General features: G+C 60.8%; 18 protein-coding genes. 3 read left to right on the top strand and 15 right to left on the bottom strand.

What is annotated here, in order from left to right; translation table 11 throughout:
• The 11 genes from pgsW to hpf form a co-directional block, all read right to left on the bottom strand.
• Nucleotides 1-658: poly-gamma-glutamate system protein (pgsW, locus tag HMPREF7215_RS01565; RefSeq protein ID WP_009163825.1), on the bottom strand; the 658-nt coding region annotated here is incomplete at its 3' end.
• Nucleotides 655-1,092 (bottom strand): poly-gamma-glutamate biosynthesis protein PgsC/CapC, encoded by a 438-nt coding sequence (locus HMPREF7215_RS01560; protein ID WP_009163824.1) that lies wholly within the window; start codon nt 1,090-1,092, stop codon nt 655-657. The genes pgsW and HMPREF7215_RS01560, both read right to left, overlap by 4 nt.
• Nucleotides 1,089-2,084, bottom strand: coding sequence for a Mur ligase family protein (locus tag HMPREF7215_RS01555; RefSeq protein WP_009163823.1), 996 nt, complete (start codon nt 2,082-2,084; stop codon nt 1,089-1,091). The genes HMPREF7215_RS01560 and HMPREF7215_RS01555 overlap by 4 nt, the downstream gene beginning before the upstream one ends.
• A 100-nt stretch (nt 2,085-2,184) precedes the next feature.
• Nucleotides 2,185-2,538, bottom strand: a complete 354-nt coding sequence (gene rsfS, locus HMPREF7215_RS01550) for a ribosome silencing factor (RefSeq protein WP_009163822.1) — start codon at nt 2,536-2,538, stop codon at nt 2,185-2,187.
• 17 nt (nt 2,539-2,555) lie between these two features.
• Nucleotides 2,556-3,869, bottom strand: coding sequence for an LCP family protein (locus HMPREF7215_RS01545; protein ID WP_009163821.1), 1,314 nt, complete (start codon nt 3,867-3,869; stop codon nt 2,556-2,558).
• Complete coding sequence (gene nadD, locus HMPREF7215_RS01540; RefSeq protein ID WP_040550103.1) at nt 3,866-4,525, bottom strand: nicotinate-nucleotide adenylyltransferase; 660 nt, start codon at nt 4,523-4,525, stop codon at nt 3,866-3,868. The genes HMPREF7215_RS01545 and nadD overlap by 4 nt, the downstream gene beginning before the upstream one ends.
• A 2-nt stretch (nt 4,526-4,527) precedes the next feature.
• Complete coding sequence (gene obgE / locus HMPREF7215_RS01535; RefSeq protein ID WP_009163819.1) at nt 4,528-5,829, bottom strand: GTPase ObgE; 1,302 nt, start codon at nt 5,827-5,829, stop codon at nt 4,528-4,530.
• A 103-nt stretch (nt 5,830-5,932) separates the two neighbouring features.
• Complete coding sequence (gene rpmA, locus HMPREF7215_RS01530; RefSeq protein WP_009163818.1) at nt 5,933-6,208, bottom strand: 50S ribosomal protein L27; 276 nt, start codon at nt 6,206-6,208, stop codon at nt 5,933-5,935.
• Nucleotides 6,208-6,531 (bottom strand): ribosomal-processing cysteine protease Prp, encoded by a 324-nt coding sequence (locus HMPREF7215_RS01525; RefSeq protein ID WP_040550095.1) that lies wholly within the window; start codon nt 6,529-6,531, stop codon nt 6,208-6,210. The genes rpmA and HMPREF7215_RS01525 overlap by 1 nt, the downstream gene beginning before the upstream one ends.
• On the bottom strand, nt 6,528-6,842 hold the full coding sequence (gene rplU / locus HMPREF7215_RS01520) for a 50S ribosomal protein L21 (protein WP_009163816.1): 315 nt from the start codon (nt 6,840-6,842) through the stop codon (nt 6,528-6,530). The genes HMPREF7215_RS01525 and rplU overlap by 4 nt, the downstream gene beginning before the upstream one ends.
• Before the next feature lie 185 nt (nt 6,843-7,027).
• On the bottom strand, nt 7,028-7,558 hold the full coding sequence (hpf, locus tag HMPREF7215_RS01515) for a ribosome hibernation-promoting factor, HPF/YfiA family (protein WP_009163815.1): 531 nt from the start codon (nt 7,556-7,558) through the stop codon (nt 7,028-7,030).
• Between the two features lie 194 nt (nt 7,559-7,752).
• Between hpf and HMPREF7215_RS01510 the strand changes: the two genes are divergently transcribed.
• The 3 genes from HMPREF7215_RS01510 (at nt 7,753) to ade (ending at nt 12,268) form a co-directional block, all read left to right on the top strand.
• Nucleotides 7,753-8,952: a pyridoxal phosphate-dependent aminotransferase gene (locus tag HMPREF7215_RS01510; RefSeq protein WP_009163814.1), complete on the top strand. Its 1,200-nt coding sequence runs from the start codon at nt 7,753-7,755 to the stop codon at nt 8,950-8,952.
• Between the two features lie 206 nt (nt 8,953-9,158).
• Complete coding sequence (locus tag HMPREF7215_RS01505; protein WP_009163813.1) at nt 9,159-10,481, top strand: NCS2 family permease; 1,323 nt, start codon at nt 9,159-9,161, stop codon at nt 10,479-10,481.
• Nucleotides 10,482-10,567: 86 nt separating this feature from the next.
• Nucleotides 10,568-12,268, top strand: coding sequence for an adenine deaminase (ade, locus tag HMPREF7215_RS01500; protein ID WP_009163812.1), 1,701 nt, complete (start codon nt 10,568-10,570; stop codon nt 12,266-12,268).
• A 72-nt stretch (nt 12,269-12,340) separates the two neighbouring features.
• On the opposite strand, the gene frr is transcribed toward ade, so the two are convergent.
• From frr to rpsB, 4 genes are all read right to left on the bottom strand, one after another.
• Nucleotides 12,341-12,889: a ribosome recycling factor gene (gene frr / locus HMPREF7215_RS01495; protein WP_009163811.1), complete on the bottom strand. Its 549-nt coding sequence runs from the start codon at nt 12,887-12,889 to the stop codon at nt 12,341-12,343.
• Nucleotides 12,890-12,909: 20 nt separating this feature from the next.
• Nucleotides 12,910-13,623, bottom strand: a complete 714-nt coding sequence (pyrH, locus tag HMPREF7215_RS01490; protein WP_009163810.1) for a UMP kinase — start codon at nt 13,621-13,623, stop codon at nt 12,910-12,912.
• Nucleotides 13,624-13,781: 158 nt separating this feature from the next.
• Nucleotides 13,782-14,375 (bottom strand): translation elongation factor Ts, encoded by a 594-nt coding sequence (tsf, locus tag HMPREF7215_RS01485; protein ID WP_009163809.1) that lies wholly within the window; start codon nt 14,373-14,375, stop codon nt 13,782-13,784.
• Nucleotides 14,376-14,395: 20 nt separating this feature from the next.
• Nucleotides 14,396-15,211: a 30S ribosomal protein S2 gene (rpsB, locus tag HMPREF7215_RS01480; protein ID WP_009163808.1), complete on the bottom strand. Its 816-nt coding sequence runs from the start codon at nt 15,209-15,211 to the stop codon at nt 14,396-14,398.
• Nucleotides 15,212-15,358 lie beyond the last annotated feature (147 nt).

Genomic DNA, 15,358 nt, shown 5'->3' with positions numbered 1-15,358 from the left:
TCGCGTCCGCCGCGGCCCGCAGCGTCGCCATGGCTTCTTCCGGGATGCCGCCGCCGACGTCGCGCCCGCCGCCGGGCGTGTAGGCGTACGCCTGCGTGCGCAGGAACCCGGCCGAACGCAGGTTCCGCTCGAGCGCTGGCCACGGGAAATCGGGATCGTTGGCGCCCCAGGTCGACGAGCCCAGGGAGACCACGAGCAGCGGCTGCACGTCGAGCGATTCCAAAGCCTTGAGGACGTTGAAGGCCATGCCCGGGAACGACGAGGACGAATAGACGGCCACGCAGTCGCCGGGCTGCACGTCAAGCGATTCCATCCAGCGGCGCACCACCACCGACCAGCGCGGGTCGCAGGCCGTGCGCTTGGCGGGAAGCGCGCCGAGCGTCGTGCTGAGGGGGCTCCACTCCAGGCCGATGAAACCGGTTCGGTACGGGTCGTCCGAGCGCTCGAACTGGCTGCCGTGGCTGACGCGCAGATCGTAGAGAAATTTTTGCGCCTCGCGCACGGAGCTCATCAGCTCGCGCTCCCGAACCGACAGGCCGCCGCCCGACCAGAACCAAAGCGCGGCCGAAACGGCGGCCAGCGCCAGCAAAAGCAGCCGGTTCCGCCGCACGGCGGCGCGCTGACGCTTTTTATACGCTTCGAGATCGGCCAGTTTCATGACAGCGCGCTCCCCAACCGGAACAGCCACTGCGACGCGAACGCCGTCAGCACGGAAACGGTCGTCAGCGCCGAAAAAGTCTCCACGAGCCCCTGGCGCTGGATGTCGGCGGCGATCAGGCCGGGGATGACCCAGCCCAGCCACGGCAGCGGCTGCACAAAGTTCCCCGCCGCAAGACGAAATGCCAAAGCCATCAGCATCGCCCAGCCGACGCGGGCGCGCCCGTGCAGTTCCCAGCGCCCGACGGCGAAATCGAGCAGCGGCCAGATCAGCAGCGCGGCGAGCAGGCTGACGCCGACCCGGAGCGGGCTGTACAGCGTGAGCGCGATCGTTCCCGCGGAAACGAGCCCGCCGCTGCCGTATCCGGTGCGCCAGTCGTAAATCATGGAAACGGCGATGCCGACGCCGATGGTAAGAATGCCGAGATCGTTCACAGGCGGAGCCCTCCTTCTTCGCAGGTCAGTTTGAGCGCCAGCGGCAGACCGTAGACCGTGTTGCCGCAGCCCAGCCAGCGCGCGCCGTCGAGGCGGCGGGCCAGCGCGCCGATGTCGCCGCAGGGCCAGAAATCGCAGCACCGCCGCGCGCGCGGCGGCCGGTCGCCGATGATCAGCACTTCGCGCCACGGATGTTCGCGCATCCAGCCCTCGAAACAGCGGAAGCGGTCGAGGCGGTCGGAACGGTGGTTGAAGAGGACGCCCGTCTCTTCCCGCCGCCAGCCCGTGGAGCGGAACAGATCTTCCGTCGTGACGACGTCGTTGGCCGAGAACGCGAAAGCCAGCTGCCCGCGGCCGACGCCGAGCACGCAGAAATCCGCGAGATCGGGCGGCAGGCTCTTCATGGACTCGAGACAGCGTCCTTCGTCGAGGCCGCAGAAGCGGCACACCGCCAGCGCCAATCCCATATTGGCGCTGAGATGCGGCGGCAGGCCGGGGATTTTTTGCGCCGGCAGGACGGCGAGATTTTTTTCTTCCGCGAGAAGCCGCATGGCGGGATTTTCCGCCAGTTCCGCCGGGACCGCGACGACGCCGCCGCGCGGCAGGGCGTGCGACAGGGCCCGCAGCACGCTGAGTTCGCCCGGCCCCCAAAAGGCTTCGTGGTCGGGGCGGATGTTGGTGAGCACGGTGACGGTGGGTTTCAGCCACAGCGCGCACAGGCCCTGCAGCTCCGGCGAGACGGCGCTGTTTTCGAGGACGACGGCTTCGGCGTCGGCGGGAAGCGAGCGCAGCCACCATTTCATCTCGGAGATATTGGCGCCGCCGGGGCGCAGGATCGGGCGCTCCGAATCGGGGCCCAGTTCGCGCGGCACGACGCCGGTGATACGGCCGTAAGCGCGTCGGCCGCAGCCGCGCAGCGCCGCGTGGATCAGCCGGACGACGCCGCTTTTGCCGCGGCTGCCCGTGACGGCGACGCGAATGGCAGCGGGCATGTCTCATTCCCCCTTACGGTACAAACAGCCGAAAATCCCCAAAAATTCCCATGAAAAACTGCCGCCGAGCCAGAAGATCTCGCGGCAGTTTTTTCGTTTTCTAATCGCGGCTCTCGTAACGCTGAATGGGGACGTCGCCCCACAGGCGCTCCACTTTGTAGAACTCGCGTGCTTTGACGCTGAAAATGTGGATCACGAGGTCGCCGGCGTCGATCAGCGTCCACTGGGAGCTCATCGCGCCTTCGACGCGATAATCCGCGCGCAGCCTGTCGAGGCAATCGGTGACGGCGTTGACGAGCGCGCTCATGTGAACGTCCGAATTGCCCGAGGCGACGATGAAACCGTCGGCCAGCGGCGTGACCGCGCCGACTTCCATGGTGAGGACGTCCAGCGCCTTTTTGTCGAGGAGCGCGTTGACGATCTCCTCTTGAACCTTGTAAATATTCTCGTTCATGAAATGACTCCTTTGACTCACTGCCGCTTCGCCAGCAGGGCTTCGAGGCGCTCCATCACGTCTTTTTCGTTGTTCTTGCCGAGGATCAGCGCCGCGGGATAGGCGACGTTCGCCTTGCGGACGAGACTTTCGGAGATGCCGCACAGTCTGGCCAGTTCTCTGGCCGGTTCGGGATCGCCTTTTTCCGGGTACTGGACCAGGCAATAACGGAAATCCGCATGTTTGGCGTTGCCGGTAAAGGCGACTTCGATGCCGGCTTTTTCGAACAGGGTCGTAAACTGTTTCCCCAGTCCCGGCTTGCCCGTGCCGTTCAGGACGGCGATCGGCGCTTTGAAACGGGAAACGATCCCGCTCAAGTCCCCGGGCTCGATGGGGCCGGCGGGGGGAGCGTCCGTCCCGGGCGCCGGCGATTCGTGCTTGTCTTTCGCATCCGCGCGGTCCGCGGCGTCCTTGTCGGCGCTCAGAACGGAGTTGGGATCCATTTCCTGCGAGGCCCGCTGCAGGTCCGCCACGAAGTAGCTCAAACCGTCGATGTAGGCGGTCGAGCCCGGCATCGTAAAGAAACGCACGTTGCCCAGCTTCATGTCTTTCAGCTGTCCGGCGAGCTGCAGCGCCGTCTTGACGGGAATGTCGGTCTTTATTTCCGAAAGGACGAGCTCGATCAGCTCGGGGACCCGCGGCAGGATCGCCGGGGATTTCACCTTGTCGAGAAAGGCTTTAGCGAATTCCTGCTGGCGCTTCATGCGGCCGATGTCCCCGAGGCTGTCGTGCCGGAAACGCACGTATTTGAGCCCGTCGGCGCCGTTCATGTGGCGCTTGCCCGGCGCGAAATCGATGTGGAGGTTCTGGGCGCGGTCGGTGTACTGCATCCGCCGCGGCACGTCGATGTCCACGCCGCCGATCGCGTCGACAATCTTGGGGAAGGAGGCGTAGTTCAGGACCAGATAATAGTTGACGGGAACGCCCGTCAGGTTGATCACCGTGTCGCGCAGCAGCTCGATCCCGCCGAAAGCGTAGGCATGATTGAGCTTTTGCGGCTGTTTGCGCCCCTTGATGGAAACCCTCGTATCGCGCGGGATCGACATGATCGAGGCCGTTTTGCGGTCGATATCGACCCTGGCCAGGATGATCGTGTCGGAGCGGTGGACGGCTTCGACCTCGTCGACGCCGAGAACCAGGACGTTCACCGTGCCGTGTCGTTCGTCGAAATTGATGGTCTTTTTGATCTCCCCCACGTCCGCCGTGACGAGCGAATACAAACGGTAAGTGGCGCCGACCGCAAACGCGGCAAGCGCGACGAGGACGGTGAGGATTATGCTTCCGCGTCTCATTTTTTCAGGACCACATCCCTTCGAGGATCTTCGTCTTTGTAGAGGCCGCGCTTGTAAATATACTGCTCGACCGGATGCGGCAGCAGGTACCGGAGGTTTTCTCCGGCGGCGACGCGGTGGCGGATCTCCGTGCTGGAGATGGACAGCAGCGGGATCTCGAGGCGCAGGACGCGCGAGCGCACCTTTTCCGGGAGGTTGTCGAGCCTGTAATGCTCGTAGTCGTAGCCGGGGCGGTTCGCGGCCACGATCGTGCAGAGCTCGGGGATCTTCTCGTATTCCGTCCAGGTGTCCATGCTCATCAGCGCGTCGATGCCGGTGATGAAGAAGAACTCGACCGCCTGGTCCGCGTACCAGTAGCGCATCTCGCGCAGCGTGTCCACGGTATGGCTGGGATCCTCGCGGTCGATCTCGAGGCGCGAGACGGAGAACTTGGGATTGTCGAGCGTGGCCAAAAACGTCATCATATAGCGCTCTTCGGCGGGAGTGACGGAACGGTAGGATTTTTGATAGGAATTCCCGGTGGGGACGAAAATGACCTGCTGCAGGGAAAGTCTCACGAGCGCTTCCTGCGCCGCCAGCAAATGGCCGAAATGGATGGGGTCGAAGGTTCCCCCCATGATGCCGATACGCAGCACCGACGCCTCCTCAGCCGGCATCGTCACAAGGCCCTTTCCGGCTCGAAGGTGAACGACGCCTCGCCGATGTTGACCGTGTCGCCGGTCGCGGCGCCGGCTTCTTCGAGCAGGTCTTCCACCTTGAACTGCCGCAGCAAACGCTGCAGGCGCAGCGGCGCTTCTTCCTGGCTGAAGTCGTAGCGGGCCACGGCTTTTTCGATGCGGGGATGGACGACGCGGTAAACGCCCTCGTCCTCTTTGACGATGCGGGGCTTGCCGGAGGGAATCGAATCGACGTCGAGCGGCGCGTCGTAGAGGCGATACGAGCCTTTGGGGCGCGGATTGGCGCGGACGGCTTTCACGATCTCGTCGATAAGATCCTCGATGCCGTCGCCGCGAACCGCGCTGGTGACGATCGTCTGAAGCCCCTTGGCCGCGAAAAATTCCCGCAGCTGCCGCACGACGCCGTCGTCGGCGAGCAGATCGACCTTGTTGAGAGCGATGACGCCGGGACGCTCGGCCAGTCCGGCACCGTAGTGCCGGAACTCGTCGAGCACGACGTTCCATTGATTTAGTATGGTATCGAAATTTCCTTCCGAAAGGTCGAGCACGTGGACGTTGACCCGCGTCCGCTCGATATGGCGCAGGAAGTACAGTCCCAATCCCTTGTTTTCGTGCGCGCCCTCGATCAGGCCGGGGACGTCGGCGAGGATGATTTTTTGATCGTCGACGGCGAGGACGCCGAGATTGGGCGTCAGCGTCGTAAAAGGATAGCCGGCGATCTTCGGGTTGGCGTTGGAGATGGCTTTGAGCAGGCTGCTCTTGCCGGCGTTGGGAAGGCCGACCAGGGCCACGTCGGCGATCATCTTCAGCTCGAATTTGACGTCCCGCTCCTCGCCCGCTTCGCCTTTTTCCGAAAAGCGCGGGGCGCGCCGCTGCGAACTGGCGAAATGGGCGTTGCCCTTGCCGCCGCGCCCTCCCCTGGCGACGACGCAGCGGTCGCCCGGTTCGACGAGGTCGGCCAGCGGCGCGTCGGTGCCGGCGTCGTAAACGGCCGTGCCGCAGGGGACGTAGATCGTCAGGTCCTTGCCGTTGGCGCCGTAGCACAGGGCGCCGCTGCCGGACAGGCCGCGTTCGGCGGCGAAACGGCGAGTGTACTGATAATCGGCGAGCGTCAGCAGATTCTGAGCGGCCTCGACGACGACGCTGCCGCCGTTGCCGCCGTTGCCGCCGTCGGGTCCGCCTTTGGGAATGAACTTTTCGCGTCGGAAACTGACGCAGCCGTCGCCGCCATGGCCGGCTTTGACGTGGATCCGCACGAGATCGACAAATTTCAGGGGAAACACCTCTTTTATTCAATAAACGCGACGGGATCGGTTATAAAAAATGGACCCCTGTCGATGCAAGGGTCCACGAGAAAATCGGAGTGCCGCAGAGCGGCAAAGGGATTTACTCGACTCCAACGACTTTTCGAGTACCCTTTGTAGTAAACTTGACGACGCCGTCCTTCAGGGCAAAAAGCGTGTAATCTCTGCCGCATCCGACGTTCGCGCCGGGATGGAACTTCGTCCCGCACTGTCTGACCAGGATGTTGCCGGCCTTGACGACGCATCCCCCCGACTTTTTCACGCCCCGGTACTGGGGATTGGAATCGCGGCCGTTGGTGCTGTTCCCCTGGCCTTTTTTATGAGCGAAAAACTGCAGGTCCATTTTTTCAAAAAGCATTACAAAGACACCTCCACATATTTGACGTAGCTTCCGTACGACTGTGCCGTTTCATAGAGGGCGCGGGCGATCGTTTCCGAGAGCACGCGCGTGCCCTCGGCGTCCGCGTCGTCCCAATGCAGCTCGATCGAAGCGTTTTCTTCGTCGATTTCGCGTTTCGGGTTCTGCCCGAGAACGTCCACCAGCCCGATATGCAACGTTTGCACAAGGACGCTGACGGCGGCACATACCACGTCGGCCCCCGACTCCGCGCAGCCGCTGTGGCCGTAAACGCGCAAGCCGGTCGGGGCGCCGCCGCGGCGATAGACCTCGATAACCGTCACTCAGCGTTGACGCTGTCGATCGTCACAACCGTGAACGGCTGGCGATGGCCGCGGAAGCGGCGCTGGTTGGTCTTGTTCTTGTACTTGAAGACGATGACTTTTCTGGCCTTGCCCTCTTCTTCCACGGTGCCCGTCACGGTCGCGCCGGACACGAAAGGAGCGCCGACGGACACGCCGCCGTCCTTGCCGACCAGAAGCACCTTGTCGAAGGTGACGGCAGAGCCGGCTTCAAGTCCAAGCTTCTCGACCGTAATTTTTTCGCCGGGTGCCACTCTGTACTGCTTGCCGCCTGTTTCGATGATTGCGTACATATTTCTCCTCCTCTCGCTGGCGCAGGTACTCGAATGAGTTTACAACCTCTGCCATGCGGAATAACTACGTTATTTTATCCGTTGTCGGCGAATTCGTCAATAAAAACTTCGCCACAAAAAAATTTCCCAAAAGAAAAAGGAAGGCCGTCGGGCCTTCCCTTGTGATCTATCGGTCATGCAAGGCTTCAGTTCGGGATCAGAACCCCGTACCCGCCGGCCTCGCGCTTATAAACGACGTTGACTTTGCCGCTTTCGGCGTTGAGGAACATGTAGAAGGAATGTTCGAGAAGATCCATCTGCATCACGGCTTCGTCGGGCGTCATCGGGTAGAGGTCGAAGCGCTTTTCTTTGACGATCGTCCCTACCGGAAGCTCGTCAAGCTCCGGCTGGTCGTCGAAGGAGAACTCTCGGTCGTGCGTCTTCAAATGGGCGCGGTCCACCAGATATTCCTTGTGCCGGCGAATGCGCCGCTCGAGGTTCTTGAGCCCCAGATCGAAGGACTTGCGCAGATCCACGTCTTTCTCTTCCCCCCGCATGATAATGCCGTTGACGTTGGCCGTCACTTCCGTGATGTACGTGTTTTTGATCATTTTGACGACGATTTGGCTGCCCGTAATGTGGGGGAAAAATTTCTCCATCTTCGAGAGTTTCTTCTCCATATACTCCTTGAGGTCAGCAGGAACTTCAACATTTTTCATCAAAAAACGAATCTCCATGCATACTTCCTCCTTCCAGTGTGCGATCTGTCGCTCTTTGTTGCAAATTTATCATACCACTTAAATTATATTCCGACAAGCCCTGATATAGAAATATTAAAAAGTTATTGCCAACTGGATTTTCATGGCGTTTTCTGCTACATTGGATCCGTTCCAGCTTATTTTTACCAAAACAAAACAAGGAGTGGTACATCATGTCACTGTCTCTGTCGAAGAAAGCCATGAACCTGAAACCTTCCGCCACGCTCGCCGTGGGGGCCCTCGCCAAGGAAATGAAGCGCGAAGGGAAAACTGTGATCTCTTTCAGTATGGGAGAACCGGACTTCACGTCGCCGAAAGCGGTGCTCGACGCCGGGCATGACGCCATCACCAAAGGCTACACGCATTACACCGCCAGCAACGGCATCGCCGAATTGCGCGAAGCCATTTGCGCCTACTATAAAAAACATTTCGGGCTCGATTATGCGCCCAATGACGTGCTCGTCGGCGCCGGCGCCAAACCGGTGCTTTACTGCGCGCTGGCGGCGATCCTCGACGAAGGCGACGAAGTCATCGTCCCAGCTCCCGCCTGGGTCAGCTATGTCGAACAGATCCGCCTCTGCGGCGGCAAGGAAGTGCTCGTCGAGTGCGGCGACACCGGCAACGTGCCGACGCTCGAGCGCATGAAGGCCGCGATCACGCCGAAGACGAAGTGCATCATGTTGAACAGTCCCAACAATCCCACCGGCGCCGTCTATGACGAAGCGACCATGAAAGGCATCGCCCAGCTGGCGCTCGACCACGATCTGATTATCATCAACGACGAGATTTACGAGCGCCTTGTCTACGGCGACGCCAAGTTCAGCGAGATCGTCGCGCTCTGCCCGGCCGTTAAGGACCGTACGATCATCGTCAACGGCGTCAGCAAGGCGTTCGCCATGACGGGCTGGAGAATCGGCTACGCGCTCGGTCCCTCGAAATACCTCAAGGCCATGGGCAGCATCCAGGGACATCTGACGTCCAACGCCTGCTCCATCGCCCAGTACGCCGCGCTCGGCGGCCTCAGGGACGCCGACGACGTGGACGTCGAGACGATGAGAAAGGCTTTCGGCGCCCGGCGCGAGCTCGTGTTCAGCCTGCTGGACGCGATCCCCCGCATCTCGTATGTCAAGCCGGACGGGGCTTTTTACGTGCTGATCGACCTCAAGGAACTGCTCGGGAAGAAACATGGCGACACGCTGCTTGCCGACGACGCGGCGCTCTGCTCCGATCTGCTCAAGAGCAAATACGTGGCGGTGACGCCGGGCAGCGCCTTCTTCGCCGACGGCATGATGCGCATCGCCTACGCCAACTCGGAGGACGATATCCGCGAAGGCCTGCGACGCTTCGCCGAGTACGTGTCCGAAATCAAATAGCCGCTCCTGTTAGTCATACAAGCGCAAGCGGGAACATCCTGTATCGGATGTTCCCGCTTGCGCTTGTCTGTGGGGGCTTTTCAGCGGACATTCTTGTTTTTCGGCGCGGCATTCCGAGACTTGCGCCGACCGGCAAAATAGTGTATTCTGATCCTGCACTTTTCGAGCGTTTAATTTTTTATGTCAACGTTTGGAGGTCTTTTCGTATGTTCGAGTCGCTTTTCAGGATCAAGGAAGCCGGGAGCTCCGTCCGCACGGAGATCATGGCGGGGATCACGACGTTCATGACGATGGGGTACATCATTTTCGTCAATCCCAACATCATGGCGAACGCCGGCATGCCGTTCGACGCCGTGATGGTGGCTACGTGTCTGGCCAGCGCTTTCGCCACGGCGCTGATGGCGTTTCTGGCCAATTATCCGATCGGTCTGTCCACGGGAATGGGGCTGAACGCTTTCTTCGCCTTCTCCGTCGTGCTTTCGATGAAGATTTCCTGGCAGGTCGCGCTGGCCGCGATCTTCGTCGAGGGCGTCATCTTCATCCTGCTGACGCTGACGAAGATCCGCGAGGCCGTCATCAACAGCATCCCCAAAACTCTCAAAGTGGGCATCGCCGCCGGCATCGGCTTTTTTATCGCTCTGATCGGTCTGATCGGCTGCGGCATCGTCGTCGATAACCCGGCGACGCTCGTCTCCGTCGGCGACCTTACTTCAAAGCCCGCGCTGGTCGCCATTTTCGGCTTCCTCGTGATCGTCTGCCTGGAGTGCCACCGCGTCAGAGGCGCCGTGCTGTGGGGGATCCTTGCCTCCACTCTTGCGGCGATCCCCGCCGGGCTCACGAAAGTGCCGGCTTCTTTCGTGTCCATGCCGCCTTCCATCGCGCCGCTGTTCTGCAAGATGGACTTTTCCATGATCGGCACGGCGACGTTCTGGGGCATCGTCTTCACGTTTTTCTTCGTCGATTTCTTCGATACCGTCGGCACTCTGGTCGGCGTTACCACGCGCGCCGGCATGCTGGACGAAAAGGGTAACCTGCCCCGGGCCAGCCAGGCGCTGATGGCCGACGCCATCGGCACGGTGGCCGGTTCGGTCCTCGGGGTTTCGACCGTCACGTCCTTCGTCGAGAGCGCTTCCGGCGTCGAGCAGGGCGGCCGCACGGGGCTCACCGCTCTGACGACGGCGGTTCTCTTCCTGCTGGCCGTTTTCTTCAGCCCGCTTGTGGCCATGGTCCCCAGCGCCGCCACTTCGCCCGCTCTGGTCATGGTCGGCATTTATATGATGATGAGCCTCCGCGACCTGGATTTCGGCGACTTTTCCAACACGATTCCCGCGGCCGTCGCCATCTTTACGATGCCTTTCACGTACAGCATCGGCAACGGCATCGAGTTCAGCACGCTCACTTTCGTCGTCACGAAGATTTTGGGCGGCAAGATCAAGGAGATCAGCCCGATTCTCTGGCTGCTGGCGCTGCTGTTCCTGGCCAAGGAAAGCAGTTCGTGGTGGCTGCCGGCCGTCGCGGCGATGTTCTAAGCGCCGCGTTTATGATAGTATTGAGGAGGTCTTCGACAGACCTCCTTTTTGTATTGCCAGACTTATTTTCGTAAGGGGGAACACAGGTGGATTATCGGAAGTTGACGTCACAGGCCCGCGGCGCGAGCCCCGCCGATTGTGTCATCAAAAACGCGAAGGTGCCCAATCTTTTTTCCGGCGAGATCGAAGAAGCGGACGTCGCCGTCGGCGACGGTCTCGTCGTCGGCGTCGGCGCGGGATACTGCGGGCGGGAAGAATTCGACGCCGCGGGGAAATTTCTCGTTCCCGGCTTCATCGAAGCGCACTGCCATATCGAGAGCACGATGCTGACGCCGCGCGGCTTCGCCGAGCTGGTGCTGCCCCACGGCACGACGACCGTGTTCGCCGATCCGCACGAAATCGCCAACACATCCTCTCTCGAAGGGCTCCGTTTCATGCGCGAAGCGAGCGACGGGCTTCCCGTGGACATCTATTTGAACGCGCCCTCGTGCGTCCCCGCGTCGCCGTTTGAAACGCCGCGCGAGATCCTCGAAGCCGATGCGATCGCGCGGATGTTTGCCGAGGGAATATGCCGCGGGCTGGGCGAGATGATGAACTACCCCGGCGTCGTCTCCGGCGACCGGGGCACGTGGGAAAAAATCCTCGCCTCGCGCGGTCAGCCCCGCAACGGGCACGCGCCCTGCCTGACGGGAAAGGATCTCAACGCCTACCTGCTGTCGCGCTGCAACTCCGACCACGAATGCAGCACTTACGAGGAAGCGCTCGACAAGCTCCGCCGCGGCTGCTGGGTGATGCTGCGCCAGGGGGCGACGGAACACAATCTGGCCGCTTTGGCGCGGCTGGTCGCCGAAGACGAACGGCGGGCCAGCCGCTGCATGCTGGTCAGCGACGACTTGACCGCCGCCGTGCTCCACGACGAAGGGCATCTGGACCGGATCCTGCGCCTGGCCGTGAAAAACGGCATCTCTCCCGTCAGCGCCCTGCGCATGGTGACGCTGAACCCGGCGGAGTTCAACCGCATTTACGACCTCGGGGCCATCGCGCCCGGTTATCGCGCCGACATGGTTCTGCTGGACGACCTCGAGGATTTCAACGTCCTTCATGTCTGGAAAAACGGCAGGACCGCGGCGTTCCCTCGCGGAGAAACGTCCCGCGGCGCGAGCTTCCCCGGCGTCAGCGGCAACGGCTGCACGCTGACGCCGGACGATCTGAGGATCCCGGCGCGGGGCAGGCTCCGCGTCATCTCTGTCGTTCCCGGCGAAGTGATCACCCGCGAACGGATCGTCGACGGCGCGGCCGTGAACGGGGAATTCACGGCGTGCCCGTCCCGCGACCTCGCGAAGATGGCCGTCGTGAACCGGAACACCGCGCAGAGAAGGATCGGCCGCGGGTTCGTCACCGGTCTGGGACTGCGGCGCGGCGCTCTGGGCTCGTCCGTGGCGCACGACGCGCACAACTTCAGCGTCGTCGGCATGGACGACCGCTCGATGCTGACGGCGTTCGCCGCCATCCGGGAAAAGGGGGGGCTGGTCGCGGCCGACGGAAGCGAGATCCTGTTCCATCTGCCGCTGCCGATCGCCGGGCTGATGAGCGATCTTCCGCCCGCGGAGCTGCTGAACGATTTCGGCCGGCTGCTGGACGCCGCGAAAAAGCTCGGCACGCCGCTCCCCAATCCGTTCATGGTGCTCAGTTTCCTTTCGCTGTCCGTGATCCCGTCGTTGAAGCTGACCGATCAGGGCTACGTCGATCTCGCCCAGGGCGGTCTGGTGCCGCTCAGCGTTCAATAGAAGCTCCTTCGATAAAGACAAAGCGAAAGCAGGCGCTCCGCGCGGGGCGCCTGCTTTCGCTTTCTGCGGTATTTATTTGTCGAGAATTTCCTTTTCCTTTTTCTTGAATTCGTCGTCGACCCGGGCGATGAACTTATCCGTGATCTTCTGAGCGTCGTCGAGCATTTTTTTGAGATCGTCCTCGGTGATTTCCGAAGCCTTCTCCTGTTTCTTGTAGGCGTCGTTGGCGTCGCGGCGGATGTTCCTCAGGGCGATTTTCGCTTCCTCGGCCGCTTTCGAAGCCATTTTGACGAATTCTTTGCGCCGCTCGCCGGTCAGTTCCGGAACGACGAGGCGAATATTGCTGCCGTCCACGTTGGGCGTCAAACCGATGTTGGCGGCCAGGATCGCTTTTTCGATGAGCTTGACCGCGCCTTTGTCGAAAGGCGCGATGATCAGCATCCGCGCTTCGGGCACGGTGATGTTCGCCAGCTGCTTGATGGGCGTGAGCGACCCGTAATAATCGACTTTGACCCCTTCGACAAGCCCGGGATGGGCGCGCCCCGTGCGAATGCCCTGAAACTCGGAATCAAGATGTTCGAGCACCTTTGCCATTTTCTCGTCGAGATTGAAATCCGCCATACTGAATCCGCTCCTTTTTCTTATTTGGATACAATGGTACCGATATTTTTGCCCTCGATCAGGAACGCGCGCAGGCTCCCCTCCTCGAGAACGTTGAGAACGGCGATGGGAATGCCGTTTTCCATGCAGAGGGAAAACGACGCGGCGTCCATGACCTCGATGCGGCGCTGCAACGCGCTCATATACGAAAGTTTCTCGAACTTGACCGCGTCGGAATATTTAAAAGGATCCTTGTCGTAAATGCCGTCGACCTTCGTCGCCTTGACGAGACATTCGGCGCCGATCTCCGCCGCGCGGAGGGCGGCTGTCGTGTCGGTCGAAAAATAGGGGGAACCCGTTCCGGCCGCGAAAATAACCACGCGCCCCTTCTCGATGTGGCGCAGGGCCCGGCGGCGGATGTAGGGCTCCGCCACCTGACGCATTTCGATCGCCGTCAGCACGCGCGTCGGGATGTCGTTTTTCCGTTCCAGGACGTCCTGCAGGGCCAGCGCGTTGATGACGGTCCCCAGCATCCCCATGTAATCGGCCTGAGAACGTTCGACACCCTCGTCCACGGCCTGCCGGCCGCGGAAAAAATTGCCGCCGCCGACAACGAGTCCGATCTGGATGCCGTCGGACGCAACCTGGGCAATCTCGCGGCACATACGGTCAATGGCACGAAAATCGAGCCCAAATCCCTGGGCTCCGGCGAGGACTTCTCCTGACAGTTTCAGCAGCACACGTTTGAACTTCATGACGGCTCCTCCTCATCGCTTCGCAATCCGCGCTCAAATTCCTTCGTCCCACGCGACTTGATTTTAACATAAATCATCAAAAGAGCGAAACTTTCACAATAACACCGCACATAAAAAGGCACAGAGCTCGTCAGGAACTCTGTGCCCCCAAACACATACTATTCGCCGATGGAAAAACGGGAAAAACGGCGCACCTTCATGTTTTCGCCCATTTTGGCGATCAGGGCGATCACGAGGTCGTTGATCTTCTTGTCTCCGTCGCGGATCCACTCCTGCTCGAGCAGACAGGTCTGCTCGTAATACTTGCGGATTTTGCCTTCGAGAATCTTGTCAAGACGGTCGGCGGGTTTGCCTTCGGCGATCAGCTGCTCGCGATAGATGTTCTTCTCGCGTTCGAGAACGTCGGCCGGGACGTCTTCCGGAGCCACATAGGCGGGATTGGCCGCGGCGATCTGCATGGCGATGTCGTGCCCCAACTGCTGGAACTCGTCGGTCTTGGCGACGAAATCGGTCTCGCAGTCGATCTCCACCATCACGCCGACTTTGCCGGTGTTGTGGATGTAGGAGAAAATGCGTCCGTCCTTGGCGTTGCGGTCGGCTTTCTTGGCGGCCTTGGCAAGCCCCTTTTCACGGAGAAAATCGATCGCTTTCTCGGCGTCGCCGTCGCATTCGACCAGAGCCTTCTTGCAATCCATCATCCCGCAGCCGGTACGGTCACGAAGTTCTTTAACAGCAGCAGCAGTAATTTCCATTATGGCGCCCTCCTTCGGAACTATTCGTCGTTGCTCTCGGCGGTAACTTCGCCGTAGGCTTCCGTCAGCTTCTCTTTCATATCGAGGATGGAAGCGTCGCTGGCAGCGGCCTCTTCGACATCCGGAAGCTGAGCGTCGGAAACCGCGCCGTCCTCTCCGCCGCGGCCTTCGATGACGGCGTTCGCCATCAGGCCGCAGATCAGTTTGATGGCGCGAATGGCGTCGTCGTTGCCGGGAATGGGATAATCGATCATTTCCGGATCGCAGTTCGTATCGACGATGGAAATGACAGGGACGTGAAGCTTGCGGGCTTCCATGACGGCGATGTTTTCGCGGCGGGGATCGATGACGAAGAGCGCGTCGGGAAGAGCGCGCATATCCTTGATGCCGAGCAGATATTTCTCGAGCTTGGCCAGTTCCTTGCGGAACAGGGAGATCTCCTTCTTCGTGTAGTCGCCCCAATCGTTGTCGGCCTCGTGCTTTTCAAGCTCGATCATGCGCTGTACGCGCTTGCGGATCGTGGCGAAGTTGGTCATCAGGCCGCCCAGCCAGCGCTGGTTGATGTAGAACTGGCCGCAGCGCTGTGCCTCTTCGCGGATCGTGTCCTGCGCCTGGCGCTTCGTGCCGACGAAAAGAACCGAACCGCCGTCCTTGGCCACGGAACGAACGAAATCATACGCCTTCTCAAGGCCTTTGACGGTCTTCTGCAGGTCGATGATGTACACGCCGTTGCGCTCCGTGAAGATGTAAGGCTTCATCTTCGGATTCCAGCGGCGCGTCTGATGCCCGAAATGGACGCCGCACTCAAGAAGCTGCTTCATACTGACAACTGACATTCCAAATTCCTCCTAGTTTGTCCTCCACCGTATTCCAGCAGGCCTGGGACCTTCTCACGAAAGGCACCGCCCTCAGCCCTCGTACGGTGTGCGTTTTCAAAACCGATTCATTATACCATACCGTTCCGTCATTGCAAGAGCTCATGC

This window comes from Pyramidobacter piscolens W5455 (assembly GCF_000177335.1).
Lineage (GTDB): Bacteria > Synergistota > Synergistia > Synergistales > Dethiosulfovibrionaceae > Pyramidobacter > Pyramidobacter piscolens.
Note: the sequence above shows the minus strand (reverse complement) of the source record. Positions and strands in the feature narration are given on the sequence as shown.